The organism is Novosphingobium sp. HII-3 (assembly GCF_002916655.1).
In the GTDB taxonomy this organism is placed as follows: Bacteria; Pseudomonadota; Alphaproteobacteria; order Sphingomonadales; family Sphingomonadaceae; genus Novosphingobium; species Novosphingobium panipatense.
Genome location: NZ_PPSM01000088.1, coordinates 16,633 through 31,466 on the forward strand (window position 1 = coordinate 16,633; position 14,834 = coordinate 31,466).

Sequence of the window (14,834 nt, forward strand, 5' to 3'; positions counted from 1 at the left end):
GATGATGCGGATCCGGGCTGCCGCAGGCTGACGAAGAAGACGTGCATTGAAGGGACCGATCTTCGCCCAGCCCCGCTCGTTATGGTCACAGCTGGAGACGGCGCGAAGCACTCTTCTGGCGTCGGACCCGAACCGCCTGATCAGCTTCGGCCGGTTCATGACGGTGGCCTTCGCGGTTTTGGCGATCTGGCTGGATCCCACGCAGCCTTACCTCTACCACACCGAAGTCCATTACCTTCTGACCTTCTATCTCGGCTATTCGGCGCTGATGCTGCTGGCGCCGTCCAGGCGAAGGGTGGACAGTCCGGCGCATCTGTTCAGCCATGTGTTCGATACCGTCATCTTCGGCTGTCTGGCACTGCTGACGAACGAGCTCACCAGTCCGTTTTTCGTGTTTCTCCCGTTCACGCTGATGGCGATGACGATGCGCTGGGGACTGGGGGGCGCCATACTGGGCGCGTTCTTTCTGGAGCTCGTGCTGTATGCCATCGGCATTCCGGACATTCTGGACGGAGAATCCGAAGTCAACCTTCTGGTTGTTCGCTCTGCCTTCCTGCTGCTCGCGGCGCTCATGCTCGGCTATTTCGGCGCGTACCGCGAAAGCAGCCGGCAGAGGCTGACTCGGCTTGCCCGCTGGCCGCTTGAGCCGGCCCTTGGAAGCCGCCGCACGTGGCTGAAGGAGCTGTGCCTTCACGCCGGCAGTGTGATCGGAAGTAAGCACATCATCGTCGTCTGGCATGAACACGAGACCGACCAGGCATTTCTAGCGAGCTGGCAGACGCCGGACTTGGACCTGCGCGAACTCAGCGCTGCACTCAGCAGCGCGGAGATCGATGCCGCTATTTCGGGCGCCTACGATTGCACGACCGCGAGAGTGCTCCGGGACGGTGAGGTGCAGGCAGTGGCGCACGCACTCACCCGACTGGGGCTTCCGGAGGTTCTGTCTTCCTCATTCGTGGTCTCCGCCGGCTTTTCCGGTTTGCGCCTGGGAGGGGCGGTGCTGCTGCTCGAACCGAACTGCCGTTGGGAGGAGGCTGTCGCGCTGAGCGAGATCATCGCGACGCGGATCGGTGCCGAGCTGGAGCGGCTGGACCTCATCGCAAGGCATTCGGACGATGTGCGGGCGGCCGAGCGCAACCGCCTGGCGCAGGATCTCCACGACAGCGTCCTCCAGGATCTGACGGCCACCAGTCTCAGGCTTCATGCACTGGGCGCCGTCACCCCCGCCGATGCCGAAAGGCTGCGGGAAATCGAGAAGCTTGTGCTCGAGCAGCAACGCCGCATCCGGCGGTTCGTCGAAGACCATCGCGATACCGCCGTCGATACACGGGTGGAGGTGGCCGAGGAACTGCGCGCTCATGCCGGCGAGCTTTCACGAATGTGGGAGGTGGCGGTGCGCTTCGACTGGCGCGGTGGTTCCATGCTGCTTCCGCGCCGCCTCGTCTACGACCTTATGCAGCTTCTCTCGGAAGCGACGTCCAACGCGGTCCGTCACGGCGCTGCCTCCAGCGTCCACCTGAGCGCCCGGATGCGTGGCGGGGCAATCGAGTTGACGGTGGTGGACGACGGATCGGGGCTGGACCCGCGATGTGACGGTACCGGATCCGTGTCGCTGCGCGCGCGGATGCATCATCTGGGCGGCGCCATGTCGCTGTCCGACCAGGCCCCCGGGCTCGCGGTGCGTCTTGTTGTGCCTGTCGAGGAGCTTGCGGCGTGAACCAGCGCGTACTCGTGGCGGACGACCATCCCCTGCTGCTCCGTGGCCTTGAGGACCTTCTCGGCGCGACGCCGGGCATAGACCTGGTCGGGGTGACCGGCAGCGGGGTCCGGGCGCTTGGCCTGATCCGTGATCTGCGTCCGGAGATCGCCGTGCTTGACCTGATGATGCCTGATCTCGGCGGCATGGCCATCCTGCGAACGGTGCAGGAGCGGGGCTGGCCGGTTCGCGTTGTATTCCTCAGTGCCACCATGTCCGGCCGTCAGGTCGCCGAAGCGCTGAGCCTTGGCGTCAGCGGCCTCCTGCTGAAGGATTTCGCTGCCGAAACACTCGTCAATTGCCTTCGCGAGGTGGGCAAAGGTGAGCGATGGTTGCCTGAAGAGATGGTTGCGCGGGCCCGGCAGGAGCGTGGAAACGATCCGGGCCGGGCGCTGGCAACGCTGACGCCGCGCGAACGGGAGATCAGCGAGCTTGTCTGCCGGGGATACTCCAACAAGGCCATCGCCGCAGCCGTGGGATCAACCGAGGGTACTGTCAGCATCCATCTCCACCACGTCTACCGGAAACTGGGAATTTCGAGCCGCACCACGCTTGCGACTCTTTTCGTCCGGCATCAGGCCGAGCAGGAGTGAACGATCGCGCCGCAGGGGCGTCCAGAACGCGCACGATCCTCCCGGCCGCAGCCGGAGTGGTCCTCGGCGCCGGTTTCCTCGTGCTGCTCTGGACATCGATCGACCTGGGCCAGGTGAGTGCGTTGCTCGCTCGCGCGACACTGGCGCCTCTGTTTCTCGCGCTGCTGGCCTACGCGATGGATTTCGTGCTGCGCGCCGTGCGCTTCTGGTACCTGCTGGAGCCGGGTGAGACGAAACGCATTGCGCTTCGTCCGACGGTTGCCCCCTTCATCGCCAGCTTCGGCATAAGCGACATACTGCCGTTTCGCCTCGGAGATCTGTTTCGCATTCACTGGTTCTACACGCGCTTCGGCCTGCCGGGGGCCGCCGTGATCGGAGCGATGATTGTCGAGAGGCTGCTCGATCTGGCGGCGATCCTGGTCGTCGCCGGGGCCGCTGTGTGGCTCGCGCGGAGCGACCTTCCCTCCAGCATTGCGCATGACCTTGCCGGCGTTCTTGCTGTCGCCGCAGGAGCCAGCGTGATCGTGTTGCTCGCACCGCGCGCGACGAGTGGGATCTGCACTGTGCTGGCGGCCCGTACGAAGCGTACGTGGCTGCAGCGCCTTGCCGATGCAGCCCGGTCCCTGGCTCTGGCGCTGAAGGCACTGGGTGGCTTTAGGCGAATGGCGGCGCTGCTGGCGGTATCCGTCGCGCTCTGGTTGCTCGAAAGCCTTGTCATGGTCGGAGCCTGGATGAGCCTCGGCGGGACGATCGAGGACGGGCTGAAGCCTCTGGTGGCCTTCGGCCTCGCGACCCTCGGGACACTGGTTCCTGCGCTGCCCGGCCATTTCGGATCCTACGACGCTGCCGGCGTACTGTCGTTCGCGGTCCTCGGAGTCCCGGCTGAAGCGGCAGCAGCGGTCGTTCTTCTGGCGCACCTTCTGCTGTGGTTGCCAACGGTCCTGTTCGGGATCGCCTGGCTCCTCCTGACCCGACCAGCCGAGTTCAGAAGGGGCACGAACGCTATCGGCTCCGCCGCTCCAGCATAGCGATGGCGTTGCGACGCGCGACGGCCATCACGGTGCCCTGCGGATTGACTCCGGTGGGAGTACAGAGAAGCGAAGCGTCGTTGATGTACAGGCCCTCCGTCCCGAACATCGCTCCGAACGAATTCACGGCGCAGACCCGCTCATCCTCTCCCATCGGGCAGGACGAGAAGACATGGACGGAGGTGAGACTTCCGTCTGCGGGCCGAAGCCTGGCGGGGAGGGAGGCAATGTCTGCACGGGATTCCAGCACGGGATAGCCCGGTATGCACGGATAGATGCGTCGCGCTCCCGCCGCGAAGAGAGCCGTGGCGAGACGGGCCAGGTTCACGGCCAGAAGTGCAAGGTCGTCCTCTTCGAACCGTACGCGCACCATGGGATCAACGAAGCCCCGCACGTTACGGACCCGGGCACTGCCACCGCTGCTCTGTACATAGTAGAGGCCCATGTTCTGCCAGTGCTCTCTGACGAGCGACCACGCATCCTTTTGGCCTGCCAGAGCCATCCCCAATTGCGCTGGCGTGCTGATGGAACAGCCCATTCCGATCTGGGGCTCGAACTCCCGGATCTGGTGGACCGGGTCATAGTCGCCCGCGCGGTTCACCATCTCCCCAAAGTCGGCGACGACCTTCACCATCGGATGAAACCGCAGCGTGTTGCCGATGTTGCGCGTCATCCCGGAGCGCCGGAGCAGGGCGGGCGTTTGCACGGCCCCGCACGCGACCACGATGCGGTCCGCCCTGACCTCCGAACGATGGCAGCCACCATCGGCACCCCGCTGCTCGGTTTCGGCGATCCAGAACGATCCCTCCCGGCGCAGGCGTCGGACGCGGGTGGAGGACAGGAGCTGCCCACCGGCCTGGCGGAAGCGCGGCACGAACGTGGCGGACATGGATTGCTTGCCACCGGGCGGTGCGGAGGAGCGAAGAGCCTCTTCCGGCGAGTACGTGTACAGCCGGGGGGCTTCCCCTGCATGCCAGCCGTGCACCTCGGCTCCCGATTGCAGGCGCCGGGAGATTTCAGGCGCCCGGTGATGCGCGTACTCCACTCGGGCGACCGTCTCGCAGGCTTCGAAATGCGGCCGCATCACTGCGGGCTGCAGATCCTTAACCTGAAAACGCCGCGTCCACTCCTCCAGGATGTATTCGGGCGTGCGGTGGTAGAGGCCTCGGTTGATCTCGCTTCCCCCACCCACGCAGCGGCCTTCCACCCACGCAAGCTTGCTGTTGCCCAAGGCCACGCTCACCCCGGCGTTGCGGTATTTCAGCAGCATCTCATCGCAGGAAAACGGCGCGGCCGCATCAAGCGCCAGATCGGCGCCTTCCTCGAGCATGAGGACGTCCCGGCCCGCCTCGGCGAGGACGGCGCCTGTCACGGCGCCCCCTGGGCCGGATCCTATGATCAGCGTCTCGGTCCGCCTCGGCCTCAAGGGGCTCATGTCGCCAGCGGCCGGCCGCTGCGGGCAGTCCGGACATACTGATAGAGGCCATGGGTCGCAAATGCGGTGTAGAAGGCGATCATGGCGCGCTGCACGCTCACGCGGGAGCGGCGCCAGCGCTCCACATAAGCCCGCTGATCGTCTGGCCACAGGCTTGAGAACCGATGCCCGCAAAGCGGTATCGCCGCCAATTCGAAGATCATGCCGAGAATCCGGAAACCGAGGCGGAAATGGTCAGGCATCGCTGCGACTGTCGCCAGCACGTAGTGCGCCACTTCCCGCCGCTGGAATGGGTCCGCTTCCGGGTTCACTTCACCGACGAGCACGTCGATGAGGCTGCAGACCGTGCGATCAAATCGCGGAACCATGGCCTGTCTCCTTGTGAAGGCCGGAGAAGATCGCTTCGTCGAAGCGCCAGAACGAGGGAAGCGCACGGAAGCGGCGGGAGGATCGCAGGAGCACCTTGGCGCCAACCGTGATCGCAGGTGCCACGTCCCGGTCCCGGCGATCGCCGATGACGATTGCCTCGCGCGCCGGCACGCCGGCGCGTGAAAGAAGTATTCGCAACCCTTTGGGGTCCGGCTTCAGACGCCCCACGGCGCTGTCACCCGCCCAGATCGCGTGATCAGCCTCAAGACCCAATGCGGCGAGTTTGGCCGCAACGGGATAGTCCGACCACACGGCAACCGCGCGCCCGGTCGCGCGTATTGCGGCGAACAGGTCATCGATCCCGGCGGCCTTGTAGCGCGACAGGAGCGCGAGAGGACGCCGCTCCATCCACTCCTCGACGCAGGCCCGGACTTCACCTTCGTCGATCCCGCAGGCGACGGCCGTCTCCAGGTACTGCTCGCGCAGGAAGTTGCCGCAGCCGGTGCCGGCGGTCTGCTCGCCCAGACGCTCGCGCACTCTGCGGAAGCAGCGCAGAATAAGGATCGTCCGGAGGCTGCGCTTGCGCACTGCGTCCCGAAGAAGGCTCCAGGCCATGGCACGCCGTAGAGGCGGCTGATCGTAGAGGGTGCCATCAAGGTCGAAGATGGTGAGACGGATGTCCTGCCAGTCAACCTCGCTCATGGGTGTGCCTTTCGCTGCATGTCTACCGGCGTGAAGCTTCGGTTGGTCAGCTGATCGAGGCCCGGCATGTCGAGGAACGACAGGGCGGTGAGCACCGTCAGGGCGAGGCCAAGCGTGCTCATCAGGCGGCGAGACCGGAACATGCGTTCGGGGCGTTGCGCGATGGAATGCGGCAGCATCGAAAGCCACAGATAGCAGGCGAACAGCATGGCAATGAAGGGGAGCGCCAGCACAAATTCGATGCGGTACTTCACCAGGAACACGGCGAGGAAGAAGGAGGAGAGCATCGCGTAGACAAGGCAGCTCACGATCAGGCTTTCAGCCGTGTAACCGGCGAATGACTTGCGATAGCGGCGGAGCACCTCCGTTCCCGCACCCGCGGTGATGTCGCGGTATTCGGACAGGCGCTTCGAGCCCATCAGGAACGCGCCTCCGGTCCAGTACGCCAGCATGAGGCTGGCGGGGGGGAGGCTGGTGGGATCCATCATCAACCAGCCCAGGCCCAGGCGTATCGGATTGTTCACCGATTCCGAGATTACGTCCAGAAACGGTCGATCCTTCGAACGGACGGGCCGCACGTTGTAGACGAGGCCGGACAGCAGGAAGGCGGCGCTGGTCACAAGGAATGCGCTGCCCAGCACGGACGCGAGAAGAAGGCCAAAGACGGCGAAGATCGCGTATTGAAGGTAGACGATCTCGGGCGCGAGTTGCAGCGACACGGCCGTGCGGCGGTACTTCACCGGGTGATGGGCGTCGCTCTCCCGATCGAGCCATTCGTTGATGACGTAATTAGCCGATGCGATGGCGATCGCGGAGAGGACGCCGATGCCGATGCGCAGAGGGGCGTCGGCAAGCGATGGCTCCCGCAGGGCGTAGGCCAGGATGAGGCCCGGTATGATGAAGACATGCTTGGTGGCATGGTCGAACCGCGCTAGCGTCAGGTAATCCAGAAGGCGGGCGGAAGGCTTTGTTCCTTGCAGGGCCGGTTGCATTGCGGCGTTCTCCGGGCTCGGGGTGAGGCGGGTCATGGCTGTGCCTGCTGTGCGGCTGCGCCGTCAGGCACCTGGTAGATGCGGCCATCGTCAAAGCGGGCGGGACGGGGCAGGGAGAGCAGGCGCACCAGCTCGGGCTCCGAAGCCAGGTAGAACCGCCAGTCGAGATGGTCGTAGAAGACGAGGAAGACTGGCCGCGTCCTGGCCTGGAGCTGTATGCGGGCAAGCTGGGCGGGCAGCTCGTTTCCGGGCTCGGGGCGATCGGTGCGGTATTGCTTCGTCTGGGGCGAGAGAAAGGTCTTGCGCCCCGTCTTCAGGGCGGTCACGTCAGGACCGTTCGCATAGAGCACCGCGTCGGCGGGAAGTTTGCGAACAGCAGCGATGGTCGCCGAATTGCGCCATATGTCGGCGTTGTAGCCGCCGCCATCCCGCGCCGTCTTCAGCGTATGCGCAGCGGTTCGCACACCGTGCGAGAGGCCTACCACCACCGCCAGAGCCAGGAGGAACGTCCTTAGACTTGGCGCTTCCTCAAGCCGCGTGAACTGGACGGACAGCAGCATGACAAGGAAGAGATAGGCGGGAAGCGCGTAGCGTCCGTCGAACGTAAGGTTCGCTTCTATCGTGGTGGAAAGAAGCACGAAGCCGAGATAGCCGACGAACATGCCCCCCACAATGATGGTCAAAGCTGCCCTGTTGCCGGCTTGCCCCTCCGGCAGCGACTGCCGGTCGAGATGGTGGTCGACCTCGCGTCGGACCTGCATCAATGCCGTGCCCAGAACCACCAGAAGCAGCGCCAGGCGCAGCGTCAGGCCGAAGCGTCCGGGCAGCACCCAAGCCAGGAATGCATCGAGGCTCGCCCGCCATTCGGCTGCTCCCATGTTCCCGTAGAACGCGAGCTCTCGTCCGATCGACCGACCGGAACTGATCTGGCTCCAGGCTACCCAGGAGAAGAAAATCCCCCCACTGACGAGAGCAAGAAGCAGGCAGTCCTTCAGACGATCAGGGAGAGCGCGGCGCCTGTCTAGGAGTATGGCTGCCGCGATTGCGGCTCCGAGCGGGGGGGCTGTGAAGCGCGTCAGGCTGGCAACGCCGAGCAGCACCGCGCTGAGGACGAGATCCGTGCGCCGGAAGCTCTGCAGATAGCTGAGAGCGCACCAGATGCTTAGAAGCAGGAAGCTGAGAAAGGGCGCTTCCGACATGGCGGAGGCATGCAAGCCGACGAACTGGGGCGCGAACGTCGCTAATCCCGCCCCGACCGCAGCCACGCGCCAGTCTCCGCTGCCGCGCAGGATGAGCCCGTGTATGAGAAGCACGTTAGAAACGAGGGTCAGCAGGGCGATTGCCGTCGCTGCCGCGCTCAGGGAGATATCGAGGCTGAGGCCCCCTGTAAGCAGCCAATGATAAACCGGCGCATCGTAGGGAACCGGGCTGATCCCCATGTAGCGAGTGGAGTCCGGCTGAATAGCAAGTCCGTGGCGTGTATTGGCCGCGAAGAGGAGGAGGGATGCTGCGAGAAGCGCCGAACGGGAGAGGCTGATATCCAGAGAAGAGCCGCCGTACGAGGCCCGGAGGAACCGTGGGGATCCTGTGAGTGCATAAGCCATCAGCCCACCACCCTTTTTATATTCTTGATGACGAAGCGCACCGTCGCATCGGCTATGCCGCGATCGAGTACGTCGTCGAGCGCGACAAGAAGCCGGTCGATTTCGGTTTCCTCCACGATGAATGGAGGCATGAGGTGGATGAGGTCCCGCGCTCCGGGTTGAAAGTGGACGAGGATGCCGTGCCGATCAAACAGTTCCCGGGTCAGTGCGCCGATCAGGACCGTCTCCCAGGTAACGAACAGAGGGTTGCGCCGAACATCAAGGAACCTGCCGGCCGTCTCCTGCCCGAACGCGAATTCGATTGCCTGAAAGCAACCCTTTCCTCGAAGAGAGGCTATGCGACGCGGGTACTTCTGCTGCAGTTTTTCTAGGCCGCTGCGAAGATACCGACCAATTCGCGCCGCGCGCTCGATCAGATGCTCTTCGTCGATGACATTGAGCGTCTCGATGGCGACGGCGCAACTGCCGCCCATCCCTGAGAAGCTGGAACTGTGCAGGTTGCAGGTCTGAGTACTGCCATAAGCCTGATCGAACAAGGCCTGTGACGTCACCATCGCACCGACTTCACGTTTGCCGCCGCCCAGCGTCTTGGCAAGCGTGACTACATCCGGCACCGCGTCTTCGAACTGAAAGGCACAGAACCGACCCGTTCGGCCCATTCCTACCTTAACTTCGTCGAAGATCGTCAGAATGTCAGCCTTGCGGCAGAGGTCCACAAGTTCTTCGAAGTAACCGGGCGGCGGCGATTCACAGGATGTACCGCGAAGCGTCTCGACCATGACGGCGATGATCGGGTTTTTTCGGCCACGGCTCTCCCGCGCGATGACTTCGCGGATGGAATCAATGTCGCCGTAGCGGCAGTGGATCACGTTTTCCTTGGGCACGCCCATTATGAATCCGCTTTGTACGTCCGTTGCCGTGGTGACGGAGAGCGGGCCATGCGTCTTGCCGTGAAAAGCCCCCTGCATGCACACGAACTTGGTCTTGCCCTTGGGTGTCTGAATGCGTTCGCAAAGCTTCATCGCTGCTTCGTTCGCTTCCGCGCCAGAAACGGCCAGAAACGACACGTCGAGCGGTTCGGGAAGGAAGCGGGAGATGTTGTAGGCCAGGGCCCCCTGCAACTTGTGCGGAGCAATCTTGATGCAGTCGAGCACTCGCTCTTCATGGCACCGCCGTTCCGCAGCGAGCACGCGGGGATGGTTATGGCCAAGGCCCAGCACGCCGAAGCCCCCGGAAAAGTCGAGGATCGTACGCCCATCGCGCAAGGTGATCGTCGAACCCTGCGCACTGGCTACATCCATGTCCTTGAGTCCAAGAACATCGAAGACCTGCAGCATGTAGCGGTTGAGGTGCGCTCCGTAGAGCGTCATGGCCGTCGCGTTATCGAGCGCAAGGCTTTCGTCTAGTGTCAGAAGCTTGCGGTCCTGTTCGCGATCCCGCCGAGCCGCTACGATCTTTCCCAAAGCTGTCACTGACAGCACCCCCTTCTTCTATTCCAACCAGCTGTTCAAATGCTAGCGGGAGGGGGCTGATGAAGGTATCTACAGACCTTTATACACCTGAATTCCTGTGTGTCGCGAAGTCGTGCGATCTCGAACGGGCAGGATGCTCGAAGTCATCGAAGAGACGGTGTATCTGCCGTCCGACTGTCATGGCAGCGGGACCAGGCGCCCGGTCCGATCAAGCCGGGCTAGCCGCTGCGCGCCTGCAGGCGAGCCGACCGGGCCATCCGCCATCCGGTAGCCGAACAGCTGGAGGTCATAAGGGGTCAGGGTCTGAAGCTCGCGGTTTGTCTGCACATAGCGATTACCGACGCAGTCTCGCACCTCCCGCTCAAGCTTTCGCCGCAGAGGTCCTTCCAAGGCGCGGGTGAATTCAAACGCCGGACGTAGGCGCTGATACCAGCGATTGAACGGACCGAAAGAAATCGGTGCCTGCAGGGACAGCTGATTGCGATTGATCCAGCCATTCAGGTGACGCCGGACCATCTGCATAACCAGGGGCATGCCGGAATTGGCGCGGCTATCGAATATGTTGGCGGGTATGCCCGCGGGGTCCTGGCCCGCGTACTCCGCTATGGTTCGCGCCAGTTGCCAGCCATCCCGCCGCAAGGCTTCGTAAGGCACCACCAGTACATTGTCGGACCCGAACAGGGAGCGATAGTGGTTGATCGTCTTCACGAACGAGAAAACGTCGAGATCGAACTGCGGCTTGCGATACATCCCGGGCTGGATCCGCGTGACGAGCCGCCGGAACGATAGGGCGCCGCCATCCGTGATATACTGAAGGTAGTACGATGCAATCAGTTCAAGCTGTTCTCGAACGAACACCAGGATGCGCGCGTCCGGAAAAGTTTCCTTCAGCCGCTGTGCGATGATTGGCCCGTCAAAGGCCCCGGTCCCGGGATAGCCGGACAGACGCTCGTGCGAGATGACGAGCGTACGTCCGGCCTCGGCCGCTTCCTGCGCGACCCTGCGATATTCGACCTGTCGTTCGATAGGAACGCCGTCGAAGGGCCCGCGACGGACGAAATCCGCCTGGATGAACTTCCGATCGTTGTACGGACGCTCGAACCCAAGGTCTGGGCGGGCGAACAGCGCCTGCTGCAGGAGGGTGGAAGCGGTCTTGTGGAAGCCGATGTGAATGAGCGGGCGGACAGGCTCGCTCGTTGATAGAGATTCCATGGCGGTCTTTCGGTGGCGGTGATTGAGGACGCCGCTCTGTGTGTTCCAGGTTTAAACCACCTGATGTGACAAAGGCCTCCGGGTCAACTGACCATCAGGCTTGGCTCAATGAGCCAAGCCTATCCCTTAGTGCAGGCTGCGCCTGTCTCACGCGACTGCCCGGCTGCCACCGACGAGTACCGGGCCCGAGTTCGGCTTGCCAAGGCCCACCAGGTAAAGACCGGCTCTGCGAGCTTCTTCCGGCTTGTAGATGTTGCGCAGGTCAACCATCAGCGGGCGCGCCAGAAGCTGAGTCATCCGGTCGAGATCAAGCGCGCGGAACTCATCCCACTCCGTCACAAGGACGAGAGCATCGGCGCCATCTGCGGCCTCGTAGGCCGACGTGCAGAACGCAACGCCCGGCAGCATTGCCCGCGCCTGGTCCATGCCTTCCGGGTCGTAGGCGCGCACGTTCACGCCAGCGTCCTGCAAGGCTGCCACGATCGCCAGGGATGGAGCATCGCGCATGTCGTCCGTGTTCGGCTTGAACGTGAGGCCCAGCAACGCGACCGTGCGTCCTCGCGCTTCTCCCAGAGCGCCGATCACCTTTCGGGCCATCGCCCGCTTCCTCAGGTCGTTGGCCTTCACCGCCGCCTCGACGATGCGCAGGTGGGCCTGATAGTCGTCCGCCGTCTTGAGAAGGGCAAGGGTGTCCTTCGGGAAGCAGGAGCCGCCGTAGCCGGGGCCGGCGTTCAGAAACTTGGAACCAATCCGTTGATCGAAGCCGATGCCCTTTGCGACCTGTTGCACATCGCCTCCCACGGCTTCGCACAAGTCGGCTATTTCATTGATGTAGGCTATCTTGACGGCAAGGAAGGCGTTGGCGGCATACTTGATCAGTTCCGCGTCCCGCCGCCGCGTCACCAGCACCGGCGCCGACTGATTGAGAGACAACGGACGGTAGATTTCCGTGAGGATGGATTCGGCAAGTTCGTCCTCGCATCCAATCACGATACGGTCCGGGCGCTTGAAGTCCTCTATCGCTGCGCCTTCCCGCAGGAATTCCGGGTTCGAGGCAACGGCGATGCTCTTGCCGGGCGCGACTTCGGCAACGATGCGCTCGATTTCATCGCCTGTGCCGACGGGTACGGTGGACTTGGTGATGATGACTCCGGGGCCGCTCATCTCCGCCGCGATTTCGCGTGCCGCCGCATAGACGTAGCTCAGGTCGGCGTGACCGTCCCCCCGCCGGCTAGGCGTACCGACCGCAATGAACACAGCGGAGACGTCGGTGAGGGCCGGCCGGATATCCGTGGCGAAGGAGAGGCGACCCGCCGCGACATTGGAGGCAACGAGGGTGTCCAGACCGGGCTCGAAGATCGGCATGATACCTCGACCGATCTTTGCGATCTTGTCCTGATCGGTATCGATGCAGACGACTTCGTGGCCATAATCGGCAAGGCAAGCGCCCGAAACGAGCCCGACGTAGCCTGTCCCTACTATTCCGATGCGCATTCGTCTGACCTCCGGTTGAACCGTGTTGAAGGAGAGCCTCCGCCACGGGGCCGAGGATTATGAGGAGGGAGCCGGTCCTCAACACCGCGAGCACCTCCGAGCAGAGATGATAAAGCTCCGGGCAGCCCCGCCAATCGTCCCTTTAGAGGTCAACCAATGGGGACCCGTTACGCCGTTCTTGCCGGACGACCGGTCTCTCCTGCCAACGAATCGTTCGAGGCGGCGCAGAATCGCCTTGCGGCCAGCGAGGGCAACTCCATTTGAGTTCGTCGAGACGGCGTGCCGATCCATCTGGAATGGGGTCATCGCTCGGCAGGGCGGCAGCTGTAGTGCCCTGAAATACCGGAGTTTCTTAAGTACGAAAAACTATGATGCAGGTTGTCGCCCTACCTACTTCGACCTGTTGGTCATTCCGGGAGAGGACAGGGGGGGATTTTCCCACCTGAAATAGAACAGCGATTTGCGTCAACTATCTGTTTAAGAACAAATTAGATCCGAAATGGACTGTATCATGCCGCGGTGTGTCGCAGTGCATCTATCGACTCCGACACCTCGTTGTGTTTAGGTTTATTTGCATAAGGCGGGAGGCCCTTGAAGGTGTGGGGAGGGGTCTCTCGTCATTCGGACGAGCTGCCTGAGCGGCGGCTCCTGCGTTCGACAGGCTTTCTCCATCAAAAACCACTTTCGTCCAGACCTCAACAGAGGCGGGCGGCCGATTTCGAGTGGGCAGCAATCGGGTCGTCATGAGGTTCCATGATCAAGGAGGTAGGGCGATGGCACATCACGAGAGCATCGAAGTTTCCATCATTGGGTTCAATTCGCTAGTCAGGGAAGGCATCTGCCGGATCCTCAGTGAATCGGAATTCAAGGATCACCGTTTCTTTTCAACGTATGAAGCAGCTTGCAACACGACGGCTGAAGTCGGCCTCGCGATTGTGGATGTGAAGTCCTCGGAAGGGTTCCTTCATGATTTGGCGCAGCTCAAGACCTCGCTTCCGGACGCTCGCATTGTCCTGATGGTCGACAGCTTCGACTTCAAGCAGATGGTGGAAGCATTCCACTGCGGCATCCACGCTTATCTGTTGAAGGAAATCGGGGCCGGACCGCTGATCGATTGCCTCCGGCTCGTCAACAACGGTGAAAAGGTATTGCCAAGCATTCTCCTGCAGCATCTGCCGAATACCCAGATGATCTCCGAAAACCAGGCGGAAGTGCAGGTTCAGCTAAGCGAACTTCTGTCCGAGCGTGAAATCGATACGCTGCGCTGTCTCGTAATGGGCTATCCCAATAAGGTCATCGCCTACCGCCTCGACATCAGCGAGGCCACCGTCAAGGTGCACGTGAAAGCGATCCTGCGTAAGCTCATGGTACAGAACCGTACGCAGGCCGCGATCTGGGCTGTCAATCAGGGCCTGGTGACGAATGCCGGTGAGTTCCGGGAATACCGTGATCGCGTCGGTGCAGATGTGCTCAGCCCGGCGATCATCGACCAGATCACGTCCAAGGCCCCATCGCTGGCACTGGCGAGTTCGTTCTGAGGCGCAGGCCGGGCGGGTTCGCGCGCTGATATTTCGCAAAAGGACGCCCGGGTACATCATGGGAGCGGTCGGGCATCGGCCGCTCCCATGATGCGTTTGCCCGGCGGGAGATGCTTGCTGCGGCATGCAGGGTGCTTCCGCCCGGCCCCCGTTGATCGATGAAGGAAGGGAATGCGGTGCCGGCATCGAAGTGGAGTGACGACGTCGGGCAGGTGGCACGTTTCCTCCTCGTGGGGATGGCCAATACCGGTCTCGGCTATGGGATCATTCTTGTCGGACTTCAAGGAGGCCTGGGGGACTATGCAGCAAACATATTGGGGTTCGTCCTTGGTCTACCCATATCCTACCTACTGCACCGATCGCTGACGTTCCGTGCGCGCACTCGCAGATCGCTTCGGGAGGCGTCACTGTACCTCTGCGCATTCCTGATAGCGTTCTTCGCCAACCTCGCCGTAGTCACAGCCGGACTTGCAATCGGATACGAGAGCAGCGCCGTTGTTCAGGGTGCGGCGATAGGCTCCTATGCTGTCGTGCTCTTCATTCTGACGCGGTTCGTCGTGTTCAGGCAACGATAGCGACCCCCGCGACGATCGCGTTTTGTTACGAGGAAAGCCTCTGACCGGTCGGAACCCGGTCAGA

The 14,834-nt window shown here is 62.7% G+C and carries 13 protein-coding genes; 5 read left to right on the forward strand and 8 right to left on the reverse strand.

The genetic code is table 11. From position 1 onward, the window contains the following. Positions 1 to 46 precede the first annotated feature (46 nt). From C2R25_RS19655 to C2R25_RS19665, 3 genes are read left to right on the forward strand one after another with little or no spacing between them, the layout of a single operon-like run. The gene (locus C2R25_RS19655) at positions 47 to 1,717 is read left to right on the forward strand and encodes a histidine kinase (protein WP_103730806.1); all 1,671 of its coding nucleotides are present in this window, start codon (positions 47 to 49) and stop codon (positions 1,715 to 1,717) included. Then, positions 1,714 to 2,349: a response regulator transcription factor gene (locus C2R25_RS19660; protein ID WP_103730807.1), complete on the forward strand. Its 636-nt coding sequence runs from the start codon at positions 1,714 to 1,716 to the stop codon at positions 2,347 to 2,349. Before C2R25_RS19655 ends, C2R25_RS19660 begins: the two co-directional genes overlap by 4 nt. Further along, positions 2,346 to 3,377: a lysylphosphatidylglycerol synthase transmembrane domain-containing protein gene (locus C2R25_RS19665; protein ID WP_158250726.1), complete on the forward strand. Its 1,032-nt coding sequence runs from the start codon at positions 2,346 to 2,348 to the stop codon at positions 3,375 to 3,377. Before C2R25_RS19660 ends, C2R25_RS19665 begins: the two co-directional genes overlap by 4 nt. On the opposite strand, the gene C2R25_RS19670 is transcribed toward C2R25_RS19665, so the two are convergent. The 8 genes from C2R25_RS19670 to C2R25_RS19705 all read right to left on the reverse strand — a co-directional run bounded on the left by C2R25_RS19670 (position 3,352) and on the right by C2R25_RS19705 (position 12,657). Continuing rightward, positions 3,352 to 4,812 (reverse strand): GMC family oxidoreductase N-terminal domain-containing protein, encoded by a 1,461-nt coding sequence (locus C2R25_RS19670; protein WP_103730809.1) that lies wholly within the window; start codon positions 4,810 to 4,812, stop codon positions 3,352 to 3,354. The two genes, C2R25_RS19665 and C2R25_RS19670, sit on opposite strands and share 26 nt — an antisense overlap. Then, positions 4,809 to 5,180 (reverse strand): hypothetical protein, encoded by a 372-nt coding sequence (locus C2R25_RS19675; RefSeq protein WP_103730810.1) that lies wholly within the window; start codon positions 5,178 to 5,180, stop codon positions 4,809 to 4,811. The genes C2R25_RS19670 and C2R25_RS19675 overlap by 4 nt, the downstream gene beginning before the upstream one ends. Beyond that, positions 5,164 to 5,883, reverse strand: coding sequence for an HAD family hydrolase (locus tag C2R25_RS19680; RefSeq protein WP_103730811.1), 720 nt, complete (start codon positions 5,881 to 5,883; stop codon positions 5,164 to 5,166). The genes C2R25_RS19675 and C2R25_RS19680 overlap by 17 nt, the downstream gene beginning before the upstream one ends. Beyond that, the gene (locus tag C2R25_RS19685) at positions 5,880 to 6,911 is read right to left on the reverse strand and encodes a UbiA family prenyltransferase (protein WP_199183883.1); all 1,032 of its coding nucleotides are present in this window, start codon (positions 6,909 to 6,911) and stop codon (positions 5,880 to 5,882) included. The genes C2R25_RS19680 and C2R25_RS19685 overlap by 4 nt, the downstream gene beginning before the upstream one ends. Further along, a complete protein-coding gene (locus tag C2R25_RS19690; RefSeq protein WP_103730813.1) occupies positions 6,908 to 8,479 on the reverse strand; it encodes a glycosyltransferase family 39 protein in 1,572 nt (523 codons plus the stop codon). Before C2R25_RS19690 ends, C2R25_RS19685 begins: the two co-directional genes overlap by 4 nt. After that, complete coding sequence (locus tag C2R25_RS19695; protein ID WP_103730814.1) at positions 8,479 to 9,942, reverse strand: aspartate aminotransferase family protein; 1,464 nt, start codon at positions 9,940 to 9,942, stop codon at positions 8,479 to 8,481. Before C2R25_RS19695 ends, C2R25_RS19690 begins: the two co-directional genes overlap by 1 nt. Positions 9,943 to 10,128: 186 nt before the next feature. Continuing rightward, positions 10,129 to 11,163: a sulfotransferase gene (locus tag C2R25_RS19700; RefSeq protein WP_103730815.1), complete on the reverse strand. Its 1,035-nt coding sequence runs from the start codon at positions 11,161 to 11,163 to the stop codon at positions 10,129 to 10,131. Between the two features lie 147 nt (positions 11,164 to 11,310). After that, a complete protein-coding gene (locus C2R25_RS19705) occupies positions 11,311 to 12,657 on the reverse strand; it encodes a UDP-glucose/GDP-mannose dehydrogenase family protein (protein ID WP_103730816.1) in 1,347 nt (448 codons plus the stop codon). Positions 12,658 to 13,430: 773 nt separating this feature from the next. On the opposite strand from C2R25_RS19705, the gene C2R25_RS19710 reads away from it, so the two are divergent. Together C2R25_RS19710 and C2R25_RS19715 are read left to right on the forward strand one after the other, a co-directional pair. Further along, positions 13,431 to 14,195 carry a response regulator transcription factor gene (locus C2R25_RS19710; protein WP_158250728.1) on the forward strand — a complete coding sequence of 255 codons (765 nt, stop codon included), beginning with the start codon at positions 13,431 to 13,433 and terminating at the stop codon, positions 14,193 to 14,195. A gap of 176 nt (positions 14,196 to 14,371) precedes the next feature. Next, the gene (locus C2R25_RS19715; RefSeq protein WP_233204166.1) at positions 14,372 to 14,770 is read left to right on the forward strand and encodes a GtrA family protein; all 399 of its coding nucleotides are present in this window, start codon (positions 14,372 to 14,374) and stop codon (positions 14,768 to 14,770) included. Positions 14,771 to 14,834 lie beyond the last annotated feature (64 nt).

What these genes read in the sequence shown, in the direction of transcription:
- C2R25_RS19685 (WP_199183883.1), bottom strand. Translation starts at nt 6,911, where the DNA reads ATGACCCGCCTCACCCCGAGCCCGGAGAACGCCGCAATGCAACCGGCC.
- C2R25_RS19700 (WP_103730815.1), bottom strand. Translation starts at nt 11,163, where the DNA reads ATGGAATCTCTATCAACGAGCGAGCCTGTCCGCCCGCTCATTCACATC.
- C2R25_RS19680 (WP_103730811.1), bottom strand. Translation starts at nt 5,883, where the DNA reads ATGAGCGAGGTTGACTGGCAGGACATCCGTCTCACCATCTTCGACCTT.
- C2R25_RS19690 (WP_103730813.1), bottom strand. Translation starts at nt 8,479, where the DNA reads ATGGCTTATGCACTCACAGGATCCCCACGGTTCCTCCGGGCCTCGTAC.
- C2R25_RS19670 (WP_103730809.1), bottom strand. Translation starts at nt 4,812, where the DNA reads ATGAGCCCCTTGAGGCCGAGGCGGACCGAGACGCTGATCATAGGATCC.
- C2R25_RS19675 (WP_103730810.1), bottom strand. Translation starts at nt 5,180, where the DNA reads ATGGTTCCGCGATTTGATCGCACGGTCTGCAGCCTCATCGACGTGCTC.
- C2R25_RS19705 (WP_103730816.1), bottom strand. Translation starts at nt 12,657, where the DNA reads ATGCGCATCGGAATAGTAGGGACAGGCTACGTCGGGCTCGTTTCGGGC.
- C2R25_RS19710 (WP_158250728.1), top strand. Translation starts at nt 13,431, where the DNA reads ATGGCACATCACGAGAGCATCGAAGTTTCCATCATTGGGTTCAATTCG.